This window comes from Zobellia sp. OII3 (genome assembly GCF_002211465.1).
GTDB classification, from domain to species: domain Bacteria; phylum Bacteroidota; class Bacteroidia; order Flavobacteriales; family Flavobacteriaceae; genus Zobellia; species Zobellia galactanivorans.
The window spans coordinates 677,193-694,553 of the sequence record NZ_MWRZ01000001.1; the positions used below are offsets into that span (position 1 = coordinate 677,193).

17 protein-coding genes and 1 tRNA gene are annotated in these 17,361 nt (G+C 43.8%); 13 read left to right on the forward strand and 5 right to left on the reverse strand.

Features of this window, described 5'->3' with window-relative positions:
* The first annotated feature begins 30 nt into the window (after window positions 1-30).
* From B4Q04_RS02840 to B4Q04_RS02880, 9 genes are all read left to right on the forward strand, one after another.
* Window positions 31-387: a DoxX family protein gene (locus tag B4Q04_RS02840; protein ID WP_076453300.1), complete on the forward strand. Its 357-nt coding sequence runs from the start codon at window positions 31-33 to the stop codon at window positions 385-387.
* 5 nt (window positions 388-392) lie between these two features.
* Window positions 393-1,064, forward strand: coding sequence for a 16S rRNA (cytidine(1402)-2'-O)-methyltransferase (gene rsmI / locus B4Q04_RS02845; RefSeq protein WP_013992894.1), 672 nt, complete (start codon window positions 393-395; stop codon window positions 1,062-1,064).
* Window positions 1,065-1,069: 5 nt separating this feature from the next.
* Window positions 1,070-1,414 carry a HopJ type III effector protein gene (locus tag B4Q04_RS02850; RefSeq protein WP_088695944.1) on the forward strand — a complete coding sequence of 115 codons (345 nt, stop codon included), beginning with the start codon at window positions 1,070-1,072 and terminating at the stop codon, window positions 1,412-1,414.
* Between the two features lie 5 nt (window positions 1,415-1,419).
* Entirely contained in the window at window positions 1,420-1,998 is a 579-nt protein-coding gene (locus tag B4Q04_RS02855; RefSeq protein ID WP_088695945.1) for a uracil-DNA glycosylase family protein, read from the forward strand.
* 184 nt (window positions 1,999-2,182) lie between these two features.
* Window positions 2,183-2,611, forward strand: a complete 429-nt coding sequence (locus tag B4Q04_RS02860) for an OsmC family protein (RefSeq protein ID WP_013992897.1) — start codon at window positions 2,183-2,185, stop codon at window positions 2,609-2,611.
* A 67-nt stretch (window positions 2,612-2,678) separates the two neighbouring features.
* The gene (locus tag B4Q04_RS02865) at window positions 2,679-3,035 is read left to right on the forward strand and encodes a four helix bundle protein (protein ID WP_088696375.1); all 357 of its coding nucleotides are present in this window, start codon (window positions 2,679-2,681) and stop codon (window positions 3,033-3,035) included.
* 263 nt (window positions 3,036-3,298) lie between these two features.
* Window positions 3,299-4,987, forward strand: a complete 1,689-nt coding sequence (gene recJ / locus B4Q04_RS02870) for a single-stranded-DNA-specific exonuclease RecJ (protein ID WP_088695946.1) — start codon at window positions 3,299-3,301, stop codon at window positions 4,985-4,987.
* A complete protein-coding gene (locus B4Q04_RS02875) occupies window positions 4,984-5,370 on the forward strand; it encodes a VOC family protein (RefSeq protein WP_013992900.1) in 387 nt (128 codons plus the stop codon). The genes recJ and B4Q04_RS02875 overlap by 4 nt, the downstream gene beginning before the upstream one ends.
* Before the next feature lie 331 nt (window positions 5,371-5,701).
* Entirely contained in the window at window positions 5,702-6,961 is a 1,260-nt protein-coding gene (locus B4Q04_RS02880) for an MFS transporter (RefSeq protein ID WP_088695947.1), read from the forward strand.
* On the opposite strand, the gene B4Q04_RS02885 is transcribed toward B4Q04_RS02880, so the two are convergent.
* Together B4Q04_RS02885 and B4Q04_RS02890 are read right to left on the reverse strand one after the other, a co-directional pair.
* Window positions 6,951-7,724 carry a UDP-2,3-diacylglucosamine diphosphatase gene (locus tag B4Q04_RS02885; protein ID WP_013992902.1) on the reverse strand — a complete coding sequence of 258 codons (774 nt, stop codon included), beginning with the start codon at window positions 7,722-7,724 and terminating at the stop codon, window positions 6,951-6,953. The genes B4Q04_RS02880 and B4Q04_RS02885 overlap by 11 nt on opposite strands.
* Window positions 7,725-7,763: 39 nt before the next feature.
* The gene (locus B4Q04_RS02890; RefSeq protein ID WP_088695948.1) at window positions 7,764-8,216 is read right to left on the reverse strand and encodes a 6-pyruvoyl trahydropterin synthase family protein; all 453 of its coding nucleotides are present in this window, start codon (window positions 8,214-8,216) and stop codon (window positions 7,764-7,766) included.
* A gap of 87 nt (window positions 8,217-8,303) precedes the next feature.
* Between B4Q04_RS02890 and B4Q04_RS02895 the strand changes: the two genes are divergently transcribed.
* Window positions 8,304-8,945 carry a 2OG-Fe(II) oxygenase gene (locus B4Q04_RS02895; RefSeq protein ID WP_088695949.1) on the forward strand — a complete coding sequence of 214 codons (642 nt, stop codon included), beginning with the start codon at window positions 8,304-8,306 and terminating at the stop codon, window positions 8,943-8,945.
* 176 nt (window positions 8,946-9,121) lie between these two features.
* On the opposite strand, the gene B4Q04_RS02900 is transcribed toward B4Q04_RS02895, so the two are convergent.
* The 3 genes from B4Q04_RS02900 to B4Q04_RS02910 are packed head-to-tail and all read right to left on the reverse strand — an operon-like array spanning window position 9,122 to window position 11,774.
* Window positions 9,122-9,889: an enoyl-CoA hydratase/isomerase family protein gene (locus B4Q04_RS02900; RefSeq protein ID WP_088695950.1), complete on the reverse strand. Its 768-nt coding sequence runs from the start codon at window positions 9,887-9,889 to the stop codon at window positions 9,122-9,124.
* Between the two features lie 39 nt (window positions 9,890-9,928).
* Window positions 9,929-11,263: an MATE family efflux transporter gene (locus tag B4Q04_RS02905; protein ID WP_013992906.1), complete on the reverse strand. Its 1,335-nt coding sequence runs from the start codon at window positions 11,261-11,263 to the stop codon at window positions 9,929-9,931.
* A 10-nt stretch (window positions 11,264-11,273) separates the two neighbouring features.
* The gene (locus tag B4Q04_RS02910) at window positions 11,274-11,774 is read right to left on the reverse strand and encodes a GNAT family N-acetyltransferase (RefSeq protein ID WP_088695951.1); all 501 of its coding nucleotides are present in this window, start codon (window positions 11,772-11,774) and stop codon (window positions 11,274-11,276) included.
* 51 nt (window positions 11,775-11,825) lie between these two features.
* Here B4Q04_RS02910 and B4Q04_RS02915 point away from each other — a divergent pair, with 51 nt between their 5' ends.
* From B4Q04_RS02915 to B4Q04_RS02925, 3 genes are all read left to right on the forward strand, one after another.
* Entirely contained in the window at window positions 11,826-12,626 is an 801-nt protein-coding gene (locus B4Q04_RS02915; protein WP_013992908.1) for a universal stress protein, read from the forward strand.
* A gap of 75 nt (window positions 12,627-12,701) precedes the next feature.
* Window positions 12,702-12,778 (forward strand) — tRNA-Ala (locus tag B4Q04_RS02920).
* Between the two features lie 496 nt (window positions 12,779-13,274).
* Window positions 13,275-17,168, forward strand: coding sequence for a hybrid sensor histidine kinase/response regulator transcription factor (locus B4Q04_RS02925; protein WP_088695952.1), 3,894 nt, complete (start codon window positions 13,275-13,277; stop codon window positions 17,166-17,168).
* Window positions 17,169-17,361 lie beyond the last annotated feature (193 nt).

Below are 17,361 nucleotides of genomic sequence, written 5' to 3' on the forward strand. Positions count from 1 at the left end.
TATCTATTTTAGGGTGAAAATTGCCGCGCCATGAAAACACAACAATCAATTTACTGGTCAGCCCTTTTGGTTTTGACTGGAATAATGCTGTTTTCGGTATATAAATATTTCACTCAGTACGAAATGATATCCGGCTTTTTTGAACACCTAAACTATCCCACCTATCTTATTTACCCCTTGGCCATCGCAAAAATATTAGGCCTTATAGCCATATGGGGCAATTTTTCGTCTTGGCTTAAAGAATGGGCCTATGCCGGTTTCTTTTTTGATACGCTTTTGGCGTTCTTTGCACATTATATAACCGACGGCCATAATTATCTTTTCGCCTTTATCGGGCTTATAGCCACATTGAGCGCATATTTTATGGGCAGAGAGTTACGACCTTAAATTCTATGGGAAAATTATATTTGGTGCCGACACCTATCGGTAATCTTGAGGATATGACCTTGCGTGCCATTCGCATTCTGAAGGAAGTGGACTGTATTCTGGCAGAAGACACACGAACAAGCGGAAAGCTGCTACAGCACTTTGAAATTGCCACCCCCATGCAAAGTCACCATATGCACAATGAGCACAAGACCGTAGACACCATTGTCAAGCGTTTACAGACCGGTGAGACCATTGCCCTAATCTCCGACGCAGGAACTCCGGCCATATCTGACCCCGGTTTTTTACTGACCCGCGCCTGTGTTGAAAAAAACATAGAGGTAGAATGCCTGCCCGGAGCTACCGCCTTTGTTCCCGCACTGGTCAATAGCGGCCTACCGAACGATAAATTTGTTTTCGAAGGATTTCTACCTCCGAAAAAAGGAAGACAGACCCGATTGAAATTATTGGCGGAAGAAACCCGAACCATTATTTTCTATGAATCGCCCTACAAACTGGTAAAGACCCTTGGTCAATTTGCCGAATATTTTGGGGAGGATAGACAAATTTCCGTTTCCCGTGAGCTCACCAAGCTCTACGAAGAGACCTTAAGGGGGACCTCGGAAGAACTGGTACGTCATTTTACCGAAAAACCGCCAAAAGGCGAAATTGTTATTGTTGTTGCAGGAAAAAAATAAAGCAGATGACCATTGATACGTTTATAAAGAAACTAAAATCTACCCCGGAAGCCATTGAATTTTCAGAAACCATGTCGGTGATCGAAGCACATTACCACTTTACTCCCTCGGCCTTTACCAATGGCACCCTAGAGAATGCCGAAGGTCAAAATTCAGGCTCATGCAAGCTTTTTGCCTTCGCCAAAGACCAACAACTGAGCAAAGAAGAGACTTTGGCCTGCTTTGGAAGCTACTACTTTAACGATGTGCTTGATGACCCCGAGGGAACTGGACACCAGAACATCAGGAACTTTATGCAAACCGGATTTCAAGGCCTGGTCTTTGCACAAGACCCCTTGAAGAAAAAATAAACCAAATGCAAAAACTGCTTTCTGAAATACGTGCGTGTGAAGTTTGCAGTAAGCATTTGCCTCTCGGCCCAAGACCCATTGTAGCCGCACATAGCCAATCAAAAATTGCGATCATCGGCCAAGCCCCCGGAACCAAGGTCCACGAAACCGGAATTCCATGGGACGACCCCAGCGGCAGGCAATTGCGAAAATGGCTGAACGTTACGGACGAGGAGTTTTACGACGAAAAGAAATTTGCCTTGATCCCTATGGGTTTTTGTTATCCGGGAAAAGGAAAATCGGGCGACCTACCTCCGCGACCCGAATGTGCCCCACTTTGGCACGTAGCCCTTTTTCAACAAATGCCCCACCTACAACTGATTATCGTTATCGGCATTTACGCCCAAGGATACTACCTAAAGGAGAGAAAGGAAAAAAACCTAACGGAAACGGTAAGGGCCTACCACAACTACTTGCCCAAGTATTTTCCACTTCCCCACCCTTCGCCCCGCAACCGCTTTTGGCTTAAAAAGAATCCTTGGTTTGAGGTGGAAGTGGTGAAAGAATTACAGAAAAGGGTTCAGGTGGTTTTGAGTAACACTTAAACCTAAAGACTTGCCTAATACCTTCCTAATTTATACTTCTTCCCAAAATCTTTACTTCCGCGTTATTTTCTTAGGGCAGAAACGACTGATGTGTTTTGACTTCCCTTAAAAAGTCAAGCCGTGATAGACCCTTAAAATCTATCAATTAATCGTATTTTTGATATTTACAAAAAACATAAAAATTATGGCTACTACAAATCATATCACTACCAAATGGCTGGGCAACATGCAATTTGAAAGCACTAACCCATCAGGTCTAAACTTAACTATAGATGCAAGCCCCGATGATGGCGGAGAAGGAAAAGGGCTACGCCCAAAAGCCCTGATGCTATCTGGTTTGGCCGGTTGTTCAGGACTTGACGTAGCTTCGCTTATCAAAAAAATGAAGTTGGAGGTCGATGATTTTCAAATAGAGACCATTGCCAACCTTACCGATGAGCACCCAAAATTCTACGACGCCGTTACCATCGAATACCACTTCCACGGAAAAAACCTTGACGAGAAAAAATTACAAAGAGCGGTAGACCTCTCCGTCGAGAAATACTGTGGCGTTATGGAAATGTTCCGTCAATTTGCTAAATTGGAAATCAAGACTTTTTTTCATAAGGATTAAGTTTTAAGTTCAAGATTTAAGCTCAAGTTCAAGTTGAAATTTTAAGTTGAAGGCTAAGCTTAACATTGTGGACGATAAAAAGTATGATTTAGAAGATAGATTGGTAAACTTTGCTGCCGATATTGCTATTTTTTGTCGAGAAATCCCTAAAGACTTTACCGGGGAATATTACGGTAACCAACTCTTACGTTCGGCCGGAAGTTCTGCGCTTAATTTTGGTGAAGCCCAAGGCACGCACACCTCCAAAGATTACGTTCACAAAGCAAGTATTTGTTTAAAAGAACTAAAGGAGTCTAGGGTAAACTTGAAGATTTTGAACAAAATAGAGTATGGCAACGAAGCCAAAAGAAATCTCCTGACAGATGAGGTTCAACAATTAATTAAAATCATTGCCGCCATTATCAGGAACAAAAAACACAGTTAATTTTCTTAGTATATTATCGCACATCCATATTAAATTGAGCTTTGAAATTAACTTTTGGACTTAAATCTTGAACTTGAACTTGAACTTTGAACCTGAGCTTGACTTTTGAACTTGAGCTTTGAACCTGAGCTTGAACTTAAATCTTGAACTTGAGCTTGACTTTTGAACTTGAACTTGAACTTTGAACTTTGAACTTTGAACTTTAAGCTTGCACTTCAAACTTGAACTTGATTTTAACCTAAAACTTTCACACAATACACCCTATGCGCTGGACCATTAAACCGAAACCCCAACAAGATGAAATCGACCAATTGGCACAAGCGCTTCATGTTGATGGATTAGTGGCCCAATTGTTATTACAAAGGGGAATCTCTTCTTACGAAGAAGCCAAAAAGTTCTTTCGCCCACAATTGAGCCATTTGCACGACCCTTTCTTAATGAAGGACATGGATTTGGCCGTAGCCCGTATAGAAAAAGCCATTGCCCATAACGAGAACATCTTGGTCTATGGCGATTACGACGTAGACGGAACTACCTCCGTGGCCCTACTTTCGTCGTACCTACTGAGTTACTATCCTAACGTGGCCACCTATATTCCCGACAGATATGCCGAAGGATATGGAGTTTCATTTAAGGGAATCGACTTCGCCGACGACAACGGCTTTTCATTGATCGTTGCCCTTGACTGTGGGGTAAAGGCCATTGACAAAGTAATCTACGCCAAAGAAAAAGGAATAGACTTTATTATTTGCGACCACCATAGACCAGGCGACCATATTCCCGATGCGGTGGCTGTTCTCGATCCCAAACGCGGTGATTGCACTTACCCCTACGACGAACTTTGTGGCTGTGGGGTAGGCTTCAAGCTCGTTCAGGCCTTGGGCTCAAGGCAAGGACATACCATTCACGACCTGATTCCCTACCTTGACCTAGTGGCTACCGCCATTGGCGCCGACATTGTGCCTATTACGGGAGAAAACAGGGTTTTGGCCTATTACGGACTACAGGTAATCAACACCAATCCGAGAGCCGGTTTTAAGGCGATCATCCACCAAATCAAGAAAACGGTGCTCACCATTACCGATGTAGTTTTCGTGATCGCTCCGCGGATAAATGCGGCGGGCCGTATGAAACACGGGCAACATGCCGTAAACCTGTTGACCGAAACCGATCTGGCCCAAGCGGAGACTTTTGCCGCCCAAATCGAAAAATTCAACGAAGACCGGCGCGGACTCGACAAAGAGATTACCCAAGAAGCCCTAGAACAGATCCAAGAAAACAAAGAGGAAGAGCGCTTTACCTCGGTAGTCTATAAAGCATCTTGGCATAAGGGTGTAATCGGCATTGTAGCCTCCCGCCTTACCGAAACCTATTATCGCCCAACCCTAGTCTTTACCAAGAGTGGCGAGAAACTGGCCGCTTCGGCCCGCTCGGTAAAGGGTTTCGACGTTTATAACGCCCTACAGGGCTGTGCCGACTGTATTGAGCAGTTCGGGGGACACAAATATGCTGCGGGCCTCACCCTGCAGGAATCGCAATACGAAGAATTCAAGGCCCGGTTTGAAAAGGTAGTCGCTGAAACCATAGACCCGAACCTCTTGATTCCGGAAATTTCCGTAGACGCCCAAATCGATTTTAGGGATATTTCCCCAAAGCTCATGCGCATCATCAAACAATTTGCCCCCTTTGGCCCCGGCAACATGACCCCGGTATTCATGGCAGAAAACCTCAAGGATACAGGCTACGCCAAAGGCGTCGGCGAAGATGGGGCCCATTTAAAATTGGCCGCCACCCAAAACGGAATCGGACCCATAGGGGGCATCGGTTTTAACATGGGCGACAAGCTTTCCATAGTGGCGAACAGGCAGCCTTTCAGTGCCGTTTTTTCCTTGGATGAAAATGAATGGCAAGGAAACGTAAGCTTGCAAATGAAACTAAAAGACATACAATGAAAATAGAACACCTCGCCATATGGGTATCTGACCTTGAAGCCACCCGTCATTTTTATGAACATTACTTTGGTGCTGTTTGCGGAGAACGGTATCACAACCCGAATAAAAACTTCACGTCTCACTTTTTAAGTTTTGATGAAGGCTCGCGATTGGAGCTTATGCACAAACCGGACATTACTAAAGCATCAGATTCTACAGAAGAACATTTGGGCTTTATTCATTTCGCGCTCTCCGTAGGCTCAAAAGAAAAAGTAGATGCCATTACCGAACAACTTAGGTCTGACGGATTTCAGGTTCCTGGTGAACCAAGAACTACAGGAGACGGCTATTATGAAAGTGTTATCAAAGACCCAGAGGGCAACCGAATCGAAATTACCGTTTAACGATCTTTTATCTAAGGTCGGACTCGATTTCAGTACCAACAAAAACCGATTTCTATGTTTGGGCCAACACGCTTTAAACCGGGCAACAGACCACTCGGTCGGTTTTATTTCTTCCCTTCCAATGCTTGCCTCTCTTTTGTACTTTTCCCATCTACAAACTAACCGTTTATCGATAAAACTCCATTTTACGGTCATTACAACGCCTTAGTTCACCGACCGAACAGTCGGTTTTACAAAATGGAATCCCCACAAAAAAATTGCCGTATTCACATACATTTCGTCGGTTTATAGTAATACCTTTGCGCCCTATTTCTCTTGAAAAAGCGTTTTTATGGATCCTTATGCCGCCCTACGTTTTAAAGAATTCAATATCTTTTTGTTGGTTCGCTTTGCCATGGTATTTGCTTGGTCCATGCAGTTTATCGTTATTGAGTGGCAGGTCTATTCTATGACCAAAGACCCGCTTTCTTTAGGAATCATCGGCCTCATGGAGGTCATCCCTGCCGTATCGATGGCACTCTTTGCAGGACACATTGTAGATCAAACCGAAAAGCGGAATCTCTTGGTCAAATGCATCTTCGGATTCTCGGTCATCAGCTTCGGGCTCTTTATGCTCAGCTGGCCCTCCCTTGACCAAAAGGTCGACACCGGAACCATTTTATACGGCATCTACTTTTTAGTATTCCTTGGCGGTATTGTACGATCCTTTCTCGGGCCTACCATCTTTTCGCTGATTGCCCTGATCGTTCCCAAAAAAATATATCCCAACGCGGCCACATGGAGCAGTACTACTTGGCAATTGGCATCGGTTTTAGGTCCCGCCCTGGCCGGGTTCTCCATAAGCTGGATAGGGGTTCACTGGTCTATGTGCCTGATATTCGGTTTTTCGGTCATGGCCCTCATAGCCCTCTTACAGATTTCAAAAAAACCCATTCTCAACCCTAAAATTGGAGAGCCCGTATTTCAAAGCCTGCGCGAAGGGCTTCACTTTGTGTTCAGTACCAAAGCCGTTTTTGGGGCGTTGACCTTAGATATGATCGCCGTACTTTTTGGCGGGGCGGTAGCGCTTCTTCCCATTTTCGCACAAGACATCCTCAACGTTGGCTCCGAAGGTTTTGGGGTGCTACGGGCCGCCCCCGCCGTGGGCGCAGCACTCACCATGTTGGGATCTACCCGCTTCCCCCTACATAAGAATGCCGGGAAGAAACTGTTGCTCGCCGTATTCGGTTTTGGTATCTGTATGATTGTCTTCGGCCTTTCTACCTATTTCTGGCTTTCGGTAATAGCCTTGTTCGTGAGTGGCGCCGTAGACGGGGTCTCTATGATCATCCGCCAGACCATATTGCAGCTTAAAACCCCCGATAATATGCGAGGACGCGTAGCATCTGTCAACTCGATGTTCGTAGGTTCGTCTAACGAGCTGGGAGCTTTTGAAAGCGGACTCACCGCAAAACTGATGGGCACGGTAACCGCAGTAGTCTTTGGCGGCGCCATGACCTTGCTGACCGTTGGTGCAACGGCGATAGTTTCGCCTTCCTTTAGAAAACTGGATCTACAAAAGGATATTGATGAGCACGAGGCTAATGCTTGAGTTCGAATTTTTCAAGGCTTAACTCTTCGCCATCGAAAACGGCATAGGTGTAGTAATGGATCCAATCGCCCAGATTGGTATATTTTGAATTTTCGCCCACCTCTATTTCCATGGGCAAGTGACGGTGTCCAAAGACGAAGTGATCGTAATGACGGGTTTCTAACTTTCGCTTGGCATATTGCACCAACCACTCTTTGTCCTCTCCTAAAAACTGGGCGTCGTCATCACCTGAAATCAGTTTATTCTTAACCGAAAGGTGTTGGGCCAAACGCACGCCTATATCTGGGTGCAACCATCGAAACAGCCACTTGGCCAAAGGATTGGTAAACACCTTTTTCATACGTTTGTACCCCTTGTCGTCAGGACCAAGGCCATCACCATGACCCACGAAAAAGGAGACCCCGTTTATATTGAATTGCTGTGGCTTATGAAAGACCGGTATATTGAGTTCTTCCTCAAAATAACCGTTCATCCAGAGATCGTGGTTTCCTACAAAGAAATAAATCGGTATGCCCGAATCCGATATTTCGGCCAATTTTCCCAAGGTACGGGTAAAGCCCTTGGGCACTACCGTCTTGTATTCCATCCAAAAATCAAAAAGATCTCCCATCAAGAAAATGGCAGCGGCATCTTCCTTTACGGCGTCTAACCAAGCGACGAATTTTTTTTCGCGCGGAAGACTTTCGGCCCTAGTGGGCGCCCCGAGATGGTTGTCGCTGGAAAAATAGACTTTTTTGCCTTGTGGAACGGTAATGGTTTTCATCTGAGGTCAAATATAACGAATACCCTTTTTAAAGAAGTATTATTGATTATCCGATGCATACCATTCGGCAAACGAAGTATCGGTTTCCTGAAGTCTTAAGGAGTGTAGACTGATATTATCAGGAAGCCTTGCCCTTATTCTTTTTGCAAAATCGATGACCATATTTTCGCTGGTCGGTTGATAATCGGCCAAGATAACGTTGTGCCCCCTATCGGTCAGCTCTTTGGCCAACTCTACATGTGGGGTGTTTTTATTAAAAACCGTAGCATGGTCAAATTGATCTACAATTTCCTCCTTTACAATTTTCTTCAGGTCACCGAAATCGATGACCATACCCAATTTTACATGAGAGGTGTCGGTAATGGGCCTACCGATAACGGTTACCGATAATTTATAACTATGGCCGTGCACATTTCTACACTTTCCGTCGTAGCCGTAAAGCGCGTGGCCGGTCTCAAAATTAAACTGCTTGGTGATCCTGATTATACCCATGAAATATGATTGTGCCACAAAGGTATTCAATTTGTAAAACCAATTCGTTTTTAGATTACATTTACCGGCTTTTTAATTTTGTTTTAAGTGGAAGAACTGTATGGGCAACTAGACTTTGCGGTGAACCCGCAATACGAAAAGATAATTTCCGACATCTTGGAAAACGGCTATAGTATTGTAGACGATTTACTTTCGGAAAGCACGGTAAGTGCATTGCGCACGGACCTCTTGGAAAAATACGAGGACGACCTCTTCAAAAAAGCGGCCATTGGCAACCGACTGAACGAAGTGATACAGACCGGTATTCGGGGCGATTTTATTCTTTGGATGGACGAAAGCCATACCAACGACGCCCAAAATTTGTTTTTCGACCAAATCAACGATTTAGCCTCCTACCTGAACCGCACCTGTTTCTTGGGAATTTTAAGGAAGGAATTTCACTATGCCGTATATCCGGAAGGAAAATTCTACGAAAGACATTTAGATACCTTTCAAAACGATGACCGACGAAAGCTCTCCATCGTTTGTTATCTGAACGAAGACGACTGGCAACCTGAACACGGAGGTGAATTGGTACTTTATCTAAACGGGGAAAATGGCGAAATACCAAAAACCGTTTACCCATTTCCGGGCAGGGCGGTCATCTTTGAAAGTCGCGATTTGGAGCATGAGGTGAAGCCCGCAAAACGGGAACGCCTTAGCATTACCGGCTGGTTAAAAACCCGTTGATTTTGAAAATGTAGAACCTACCTCTTGAACTTTCTTCTTGTGCGAACGCGGTTTACAAAGTAGACAACCACTACAAAAAGGGCGAGAATGGGAAAAACAAGGTCACCATTCAAGAAATTTAAAATATTCATAACTGAGATTTAAAAAAGTAAAACGTCAACTACAGTGGGTTATTGTTATTTTTTGAATTTTGAAAGGGCGTTACGGGTAAATTCAGAAAGTACCAGCCTTCCCGTAATAGCGGCACGCTCTACCAAAAGTTCGTTCCAATGGTCGGTACCCTGCCATAGTACTTTTTTCCATTCTTCAAGGGCTTCCGGATTGTACTCGGCCAGTTTTTGTACCTGAAAATCAAGTTCCTTATCCAATTCCCTCATATCGTCGAAAACCTTTGAAAAGAGTCCTTTTTCCTGTGCCCAATAGGCATTTTTCCATTCGGTCGGAGCTAATGAAAGTTCAGAAATAGCGGCGGTTCCTATCTTTCTTTCTACAGCTGGGGCTATTACCAAGGGAGCGATTCCTATAGTCAATTCAGACAACCGTATGGAGGCAGCTTCCGAAGCATAGACATAGTCACACGCAGCCGCTAGGCCTACACCTCCGCCAACGGTCTTGCCCTGAACACGGCCCACGATTACCTTTTTACATTGGCGCATGGCATTGATGACATGGGCAAAACCACTAAAAAACACCTTACCCTCATCTAGATCCGAGACCGCCATAAGTTCGTCAAATGATGCACCCGCACAGAAAGCGCGGTCTCCTTCAGATCTGAGCACAATAACCGTTATAGCATTGTTTTCAGAGAGTTTTTTGAACTCTAGGGTCAACCGATCTAAGAGCTCCTCTACAAAAGAGTTACTCGCAGGGTGACCAAATTCTATAGTAGCGACCTTATTATCGATTTTGGTATAAAGGCTTCCATTTTCCCGGGTAGTTCCCATAGCTGTAATTTAATTGTTGAACAAAGGTATCAATCAAAATTAATGGTTTTGCAATAGGGGCCGAAACTTTCTGATAAACTTAACGACCAGGGCCCCGCCCCGTATAGCCATCCATACGGTAAAGGCGATCCAGATTCCGTAGAGTCCCCAACCCATATACTTTCCTAAAAAGACAACAGGTACAAACCCGAGGAAAGTTGCCGCCAACAGGGTATTTCTAAGATATTTCATTTCCCCCATCCCCTTAAAAATTCCATCAAAAACAAAAGCTATGGTATTCATGGGCAGTCCTAAGATCACGATAAAAAATACGGCATAAAATGCATTGAGCACTACGGCCTCCTTTGAAAAGAGGAGTCCGATCGGCTTATAGAACAAAAAGCCGGCCACCACCAATACCACGCTGACCAATAGACCGTAGTAGACGATTTTCTTTGCCAATTGCCACAAGCCTTTATAATCTTTTGCTCCCAAGAGCCTACCTCCCATAATATTTCCGGCTGCGGCGTACCCATCGATAAAAAATGCGGAGAACAGCCAAATATTAACGGCAATGGTATGGGCGCCAATAAACTTCGGCCCTAAATCGGTTGCTTCACGCACCGCCAATATCAATGCGGTATTCAAGGCCAAGGCACGAACGAAGAGATTGAGGCTCATAACCACCAATCTGCCCAACTCTTCATGTACCGGCAATTTCAAGCGAAGGCTTATATTGGTCTTTGTCACCAACAAGACAAAAGCCATAATGGCCATAACAGCCTGCGCCAAAAGGCTCGCCCATGCCGCTCCTTCCAAATACATAGGTTCTATGAGCCCCTCTATTCCGTAAACAAAGGCAAAATCAAGGCCTACATTGAGAACGGCCCCGACAATGGCGATCAACATCGGGTAATAGGTATTCTGCAACCCTCGAAAAATACCCATGACGGCAAAAACGAAAAGGGTCAACGGAAAGCCCCAAACCCGTATGGAATAGTACGAAACACAATAGTCAAGGATCTTGCCCGTAGCATTGAGCAATTGAAAAATATCCTCTACCACAAAAATGGTGGATAGCAAAACGAGAATACTCAAGCCGATATTCAGAAAAATAGCTTGGGCCGGCAAGGTCTTTACCTCAGCGATACGTCCGGCACCCAAATACTGGGAAATAATGGCCGATATGGCACTTCGGGTCTGGCCCAAAATCCATATCAACATCGAAAGAAAGGAGCCGACAATACCTGCCGCGGCAAGCGATTCAAGTCCGTCTACGGGAATATTCCCCACAATGGCCGTATCGGTAATGGACAATAGGGGTTCTGCAATACCAGCAACGGTAGCAGGTATCGCCAATTTATTAATGGACCTAAAATTGATTTCAGCCTTCAAGGGGGCGAAATTACAACACTAATTCATAACAATGAAAGGGATGCCCACTCTGTTTCGGAAAGAAAATATCGCCTAAACGTTGAAATCCCCTAGCTTCATAAAACCGTTGATTGCGCTTGTTTTGGCTGAAGGTATCCAAGCGTAGGGAAGAAAACCCCTTTTCCCGCGCGTAGTTTTCGGCAAAACCCATTAGTTGTTGGGCATAACCCTTGCCTTGAAAATCAGGATGTACCGCCACCCGATGTATGTAGATATTCTTATCGGTAGGCGTCAACCAGCGAACCGGTTTATATTCTTCATCCATAAAAGTAGAGATGACCATAGTTCCGATAATTTGGTTATCTTCCTCCAAAACGTACAGTTCCTTTCTATCGACATCGCACTCAAATGCCTGCCGAGAAGGATAATGCTCGTTCCATTGATAAATGCCGTTAGCCATCATTGCGGCCGCACAAGCTTGGGTCAAATTCAGAATTTTACCAATTTCGGATCTCTTAGCGGGTCGAATCATTTTTTCAAATCCAATTAAATTGTAAATTTAAACGATAAATCCGAAAACAATATGAAACACATACTAGTACCTATAGGTATTTCACCCGATGCACACCGTACTTTACAATATGCCGTAGACTTTGCCGCGGTGTTTTCCTCACAGGTCTATGTGATGGAAGTTTTCAATGTTTCGGTAGGGGCCGGTAAAAGTTTGGCCAATGTTCCGCAAAAACTGGCCGAAAGTGGAAAAGAACGCCTAAAGGAGGTCATTGAAAAGATAGACGCCAAAGGTGTTAACATCAAGATTGCCACCTACAATGGAGGCATCGTCGATGGCCTAAAGGATATCGACAGGGAACTGGGCATCGATTTGATCATCATGGCGCCACGGAGTAATGATGTTACCGAAGAGCTGTATTTGGGCAATACCTCGGGGAAAATCATCAAACAGACCGACATCCCAACCCTGATCGTACCCAAGGGCAGCGTAATGGCCCCTCCTAAAAATATTCTGACCGCCTTTAAATCGGGTATACTCAAAAGAAACCGTATTCTAAACCCCTTGTTGGACATTAAGAAAAAATTCGGGTCTACGGTAAACCTACTTTTGGTAAAAACACCGGGTTACTCCGATGCCGATCTACGGATCAACACGGCATTGATGGATGTCAGCTCACAGATAACCATGACCGAGGCCCCAACGACCTACCTAGGCGTACTCGAACACATGCAGGCGCAACATCCGGACCTATTGTGCGTTTTTAGGCACAAAAGAGGGTTTTTCAAAAAACTTTGGGAAAAGAATACCATACCTAAATCAGAGTTCTCGGCCCGTATTCCGGTACTTGTACTCAGTGTAAAGAAGGATTAAAAAAGTTGCGATAATTACTTGCCCAACTATTTTGATACTTTCATAAAAAGTATTTCCTTTGCACCTAGCCAAAACGGGGGATTAGCTCAGCTGGCTAGAGCGCTTGCCTGGCAGGCAAGAGGTCACCGGTTCGACTCCGGTATTCTCCACCAAGCTATTACAGGGCTCCAAGATACATTTCTTGGAGCCTTTTTTATTTCGATAGAATTGATCTTGGGTTATTTTGCCCTACCTAAATAAACCATACGTTTATCTAAGTGTCGGCGGATAACCAAATGACAGCCAATACTTTTCCGCCTTTCAAAAAACAGAAAAATAATAGTCTACCCATCGGCCATGTGCCATAATTAGAATATCAAAATATAGTCGTCGGGCTTGCCCAAATAGGGCATAGGTCTTAACTTATACTCGTATTTTTTGGTTTTCCAGTTATGCTTTGGGTACGGAAAGTGTTTATACTTGCGGAAACTAATTAGAGTTTTCCGGCAACACTTAATTCATGTCAATTGACACCGGAAATACGGCAATTGATACAAAAAATCGACCCTTGGGATACAACAACTGTGTACCTTTATAAATTAGATTGCCTTCTAAAGGACATACCCAAACCAAAGGAGCAATCTTGAATAACATGGCCATTTAAACCTTATGCGTTTCATTACTAAGCTTTGTGGAGTTCTTTTGGTACTTTTCTCATACAGTGCCAGTGCACAGTATAAACCCAAGGTGTGGGATACCCGTGATGGGCTTTCAAACAACTGGATTTCCGATATTACACAAGACGACAAGGGCTACATTTGGTTAGCCACCCAATATGGCCTCAACCGCTTTGATGGCTATACCTTTAAAAGCTATACCCATAGCCCCGACGACTCTAACAGTCCGATAGCCAATTGGGTCAAGTGCATCGAAAAAAAATCGAAAGACGAACTATGGCTTGGTGTTGCCTATGGAGGCCTCGACCGAATCGATGTAGAGAAAAATGAATTTACCCACGAGGCCTTTGTCTACGAAAATGACACCATTACATCGATCAATAAAATGACCGCTTCTACAGAAGGAGATTTATATATAGCGAGCGAAGATGGCCTTTTTCTAAAAAGACAGAACAAAAATACCTTTGATCGAATATTTGAGAAAAGAGTCATCGATATCACCACCAATCGATCGGGCCAAATTTTCTTTCTAGGCCGAAAAGAAGTTTACTCCTATAATGACCAAACCCAATCGTATACCCTATTGTTTGAAAATGGGGGAAAACGCATAGAAAAAAGCTTTTTTGATTCAAAGAATAGGCTTTTAGTCCTTGAGAAAAATTCATTATTGGTCTTTGAAGGTTCAAACGGAACCTACAACATCTCTAAACGTCTTAAGATCGACAACCTGGTATCGCTGTTTTTTGCCAATAGTCCCATTATTGAAGATTCGGACCATAGAATTTGGATCGGTGGGGAAAATGGCATTTCAATCGTGGACGAAAACCTCGATTCGGTAGAATTTCATTCTTACGAAAGCATGTTCGAAAAAGATATGACGGGCGTACAGGCGCTCAGCTTTTTCGAAGACCTTCATAAAAATATGTGGATAGGCACCAACAAAGGCTTGGCGCTCATCTCTACTTTTACTTCAAGGTTTCATTCGAGCCATCTGCTTCCTGAAGGCAAAAACCTCAACGATATACGCGAGTTTTATCAGGTGGGCAGTACCTTGCTCATCGCTTCCAACGAAGGACTCTTTTCATTGGATAAGAAAAAAAGGCTTCAAGAAATTCTTCCGAAGAAAATCTACGGTATGCACCTTTCCGATGACGGGAGGCTTTTCGCTATCGGCAATGGCCTATTTGAGATAGATACCGCTTCCTTCAAAACAAAAGTATTATCAGCTTCATATTTCAAGGGAGGCTGGTCTATAACCGAAGACAAAACGGGAGATCTATGGATGATTTCCGATGAAAGCCTGGTATGTTACCGCAAAGCTTCGGATCGATTTGAAACCTATGACATAGCCGACATTCCTACTTTAAAGGACATTCCGAGAATTGACCTGCTCATCGATTCCAAAGGTAGATTATGGGCCTGTACCTTAAAATCGGGCGTCTATCTTTTAGAGAATCCCCAAAGACTGAAATCGGGCGATACCGCGGCATTTAAAAACATCAATTATGTGCCGGGAAATGAAAACAGTCTTTCCAATCGCTTGACCACTTCCTTACTAGAAGCTTCCGACGGTACTATCTGGGTAGGAACCGATGCCGGTTTGAACGCCATAGACCCTCTAAGCTTTGAAATTAAGAGATACCTCAAAAAAGACGGGCTAAAAGATGAAAAAATCATGGCCATGGTAGAGGATAATTTTGGCAATATCTGGGGCAGCACCATTGGTAACGGTATTTTTCAACTGAACCAAAATACAGGTGTCTTCAATTTCTTTGGTCAGGAAGATGGCTTAAAAAGCAGCAACTTTCTACTGTCTTCGGTCTACAAAAACCACGATGGCTCCTTATTTTTCGGAAACGACAATGGCATAGAAATTATTGACCCCAGTGCCTTCAGGGATTTTGAAAGACCTAAAATCGACTTCTTTTTTACTGACACGCGATTACTTTCGAAATCGGGCGAGGAACAAGTACGAAAGCTTTCTCCGAAACATAAAGACTTGGTATTAACCCATAACAACAACTCGGTCACGGTCAACTATACGACCCTGAATTACCATTTGGCCGAAAAAACGACCTATAAGTACAAAGTAGACAACCTCTACGACACTTGGCAAGACAATGGTAATGAGCGCAGTGTAACCTTCAATAGTTTGCCTCCGGGCGAATACGGACTTGAAGTGGCCGCCATTAACCCCGATCTAGATTTTACCAACGACATCATACGAATGACATTCGTAATCAACCCGCCTTGGTGGAAAACCAACCTAGCATACGCCTCCTACGTATTGCTGTTCATATCTTTGCTCTTTGCCGTTCACAGCTACCTTTTGAAAAGGAAGCTCGATCTGGCGGAAAAAAACAGACTTCAAGAGCTCGATTCCTTTAAAACGAGCTTTTTCAACAACGTTGCCCATGAACTAAAAACACCTTTGACCATTATTTCAGGTATGGCCAATACCCTACAGAAAAAAGGAAATAAAGAAACAGCCCATTTCGCAAAGACCATAAGTAGAAACAGTAATGAACTGAACGATCTTATCAACCAAATTCTTGACCTTTCAAAACTCGATGCGGGAAAATTGGAACTAGAGATGGTGCACGGCGATATTATCGTGTACCTCAAATATATATCGAGTTCGTTCGAATCCTTGGCCGGCGCAAAAGAAATACGCTTGCATTTCTTATCCGAAGTAGAAACGCTCTACATGGATTTCGACCCCCAGAAAATAAAACATATTTTCTCTAACCTGATTTCCAATGCCATTAAAAACACGGGTATTAAGGGAGACATCTATCTTCAAATAGCACAGAAAGACGACAAGGCCGAATTTGTTGTTAAAGACAATGGTATCGGTATCTCAAAGGAAGATTCAGAACTGATTTTCGACCGGTACTACCAAGCCAAAGGGCAATTGGCCGGAACGGGTATCGGATTATCGTTTACCAAAGAATTGGTGAATCTTATGAAGGGGGCTATCAAGGTTGAAAGCAGGCTGCAAGTAGGCTCTTGTTTTAAAATAACCCTCCCTATTTTAAACGAAGCCTCGGAGCAAATTCCATACGATCAAGAACCTAAAGAATATCTCGTTAGAAACCAGCCGACCCAAGACTGCAAGGGCATAGACGACCAACTGCCTTTGATTGAAATCATAGAGGACAACTTGGACATCTGTTCGTATTTGGAGACTATTTTAAGCCAAGAGTATAGACTGAACTTTAGCCAGACCGGTAATAGTGGATGGGAAAATGTTCTCGAATCCGTACCCGACTTGGTAATAACCGATTTGATGATGCCCGGAAAAGACGGATTCGAGCTCTGCCACGCCATAAAGTCGAATCCTGTCACCAATCATATACCCGTAATCATGCTTACGGCCAAATCAGATGCCCAGTCGAAACTTGAGGGATTAAGACTTGGTGCCGACGCCTATTTGAAAAAGCCCTTTGATGAAAAGGAACTTATCATTCGTATGGCCCAACTACTGCAGCAAAGGGAAGTGTTACGCGATAAATATCGCAATCCCGTTTTTTGGGACGGCCAAAATTCAAAAGGTGCCATCGAAACCGATGCTTTTGTTCTTAAAGTAAGAAGTATCATAGAAAAAAATATAGACAATAGCGGTTTCGGCATTTTAGAACTTTGCAGGGAATTGGGCATTAGCCGAAGCCATCTACATCGAAAACTCAAGGCACTTACCGGTTCATCAACCAGTATGTTTATACAAACCGTAAGGCTTCAAAAAGCCCGTTTGCTTCTAAAAACCTCACAAAAAAACGTCTCGGAAGTGGCATATGAAGTCGGTTTTGACGATCCAGCCTACTTTTCAAGGGTCTTTTCAAAAGCTTTTGGCCATCCGCCAAGTGAAACACATAAAAACCTATAAAACAGTATTTTAACCCTTTCCTTATCTTAAATAAGGCAACAATACTCCAACAATATTCTGCATCATGAGCTAATAATCCAGACTTTGACAACAATGTTAAAGGTCTAGTTCCCATACAGCGTGTAATTTCGTTGCAAACGGCTTCAGCAGGCATTTTCTATACCAATTTTACCATCATCAAAAATCATCAAAA

Coding starts and splice junctions, on each gene's coding strand:
- B4Q04_RS02840 (WP_076453300.1), top strand. CDS start 31: ATGAAAACACAACAATCAATTTACTGGTCAGCCCTTTTGGTTTTGACT.
- rsmI (WP_013992894.1), top strand. CDS start 393: ATGGGAAAATTATATTTGGTGCCGACACCTATCGGTAATCTTGAGGAT.
- B4Q04_RS02850 (WP_088695944.1), top strand. CDS start 1,070: ATGACCATTGATACGTTTATAAAGAAACTAAAATCTACCCCGGAAGCC.
- B4Q04_RS02855 (WP_088695945.1), top strand. CDS start 1,420: ATGCAAAAACTGCTTTCTGAAATACGTGCGTGTGAAGTTTGCAGTAAG.
- B4Q04_RS02860 (WP_013992897.1), top strand. CDS start 2,183: ATGGCTACTACAAATCATATCACTACCAAATGGCTGGGCAACATGCAA.
- recJ (WP_088695946.1), top strand. CDS start 3,299: ATGCGCTGGACCATTAAACCGAAACCCCAACAAGATGAAATCGACCAA.
- B4Q04_RS02875 (WP_013992900.1), top strand. CDS start 4,984: ATGAAAATAGAACACCTCGCCATATGGGTATCTGACCTTGAAGCCACC.
- B4Q04_RS02880 (WP_088695947.1), top strand. CDS start 5,702: ATGGATCCTTATGCCGCCCTACGTTTTAAAGAATTCAATATCTTTTTG.
- B4Q04_RS02885 (WP_013992902.1), bottom strand. CDS start 7,724: ATGAAAACCATTACCGTTCCACAAGGCAAAAAAGTCTATTTTTCCAGC.
- B4Q04_RS02890 (WP_088695948.1), bottom strand. CDS start 8,216: ATGGGTATAATCAGGATCACCAAGCAGTTTAATTTTGAGACCGGCCAC.
- B4Q04_RS02900 (WP_088695950.1), bottom strand. CDS start 9,889: ATGGGAACTACCCGGGAAAATGGAAGCCTTTATACCAAAATCGATAAT.
- B4Q04_RS02910 (WP_088695951.1), bottom strand. CDS start 11,774: ATGATTCGACCCGCTAAGAGATCCGAAATTGGTAAAATTCTGAATTTG.
- B4Q04_RS02915 (WP_013992908.1), top strand. CDS start 11,826: ATGAAACACATACTAGTACCTATAGGTATTTCACCCGATGCACACCGT.
- B4Q04_RS02925 (WP_088695952.1), top strand. CDS start 13,275: ATGCGTTTCATTACTAAGCTTTGTGGAGTTCTTTTGGTACTTTTCTCA.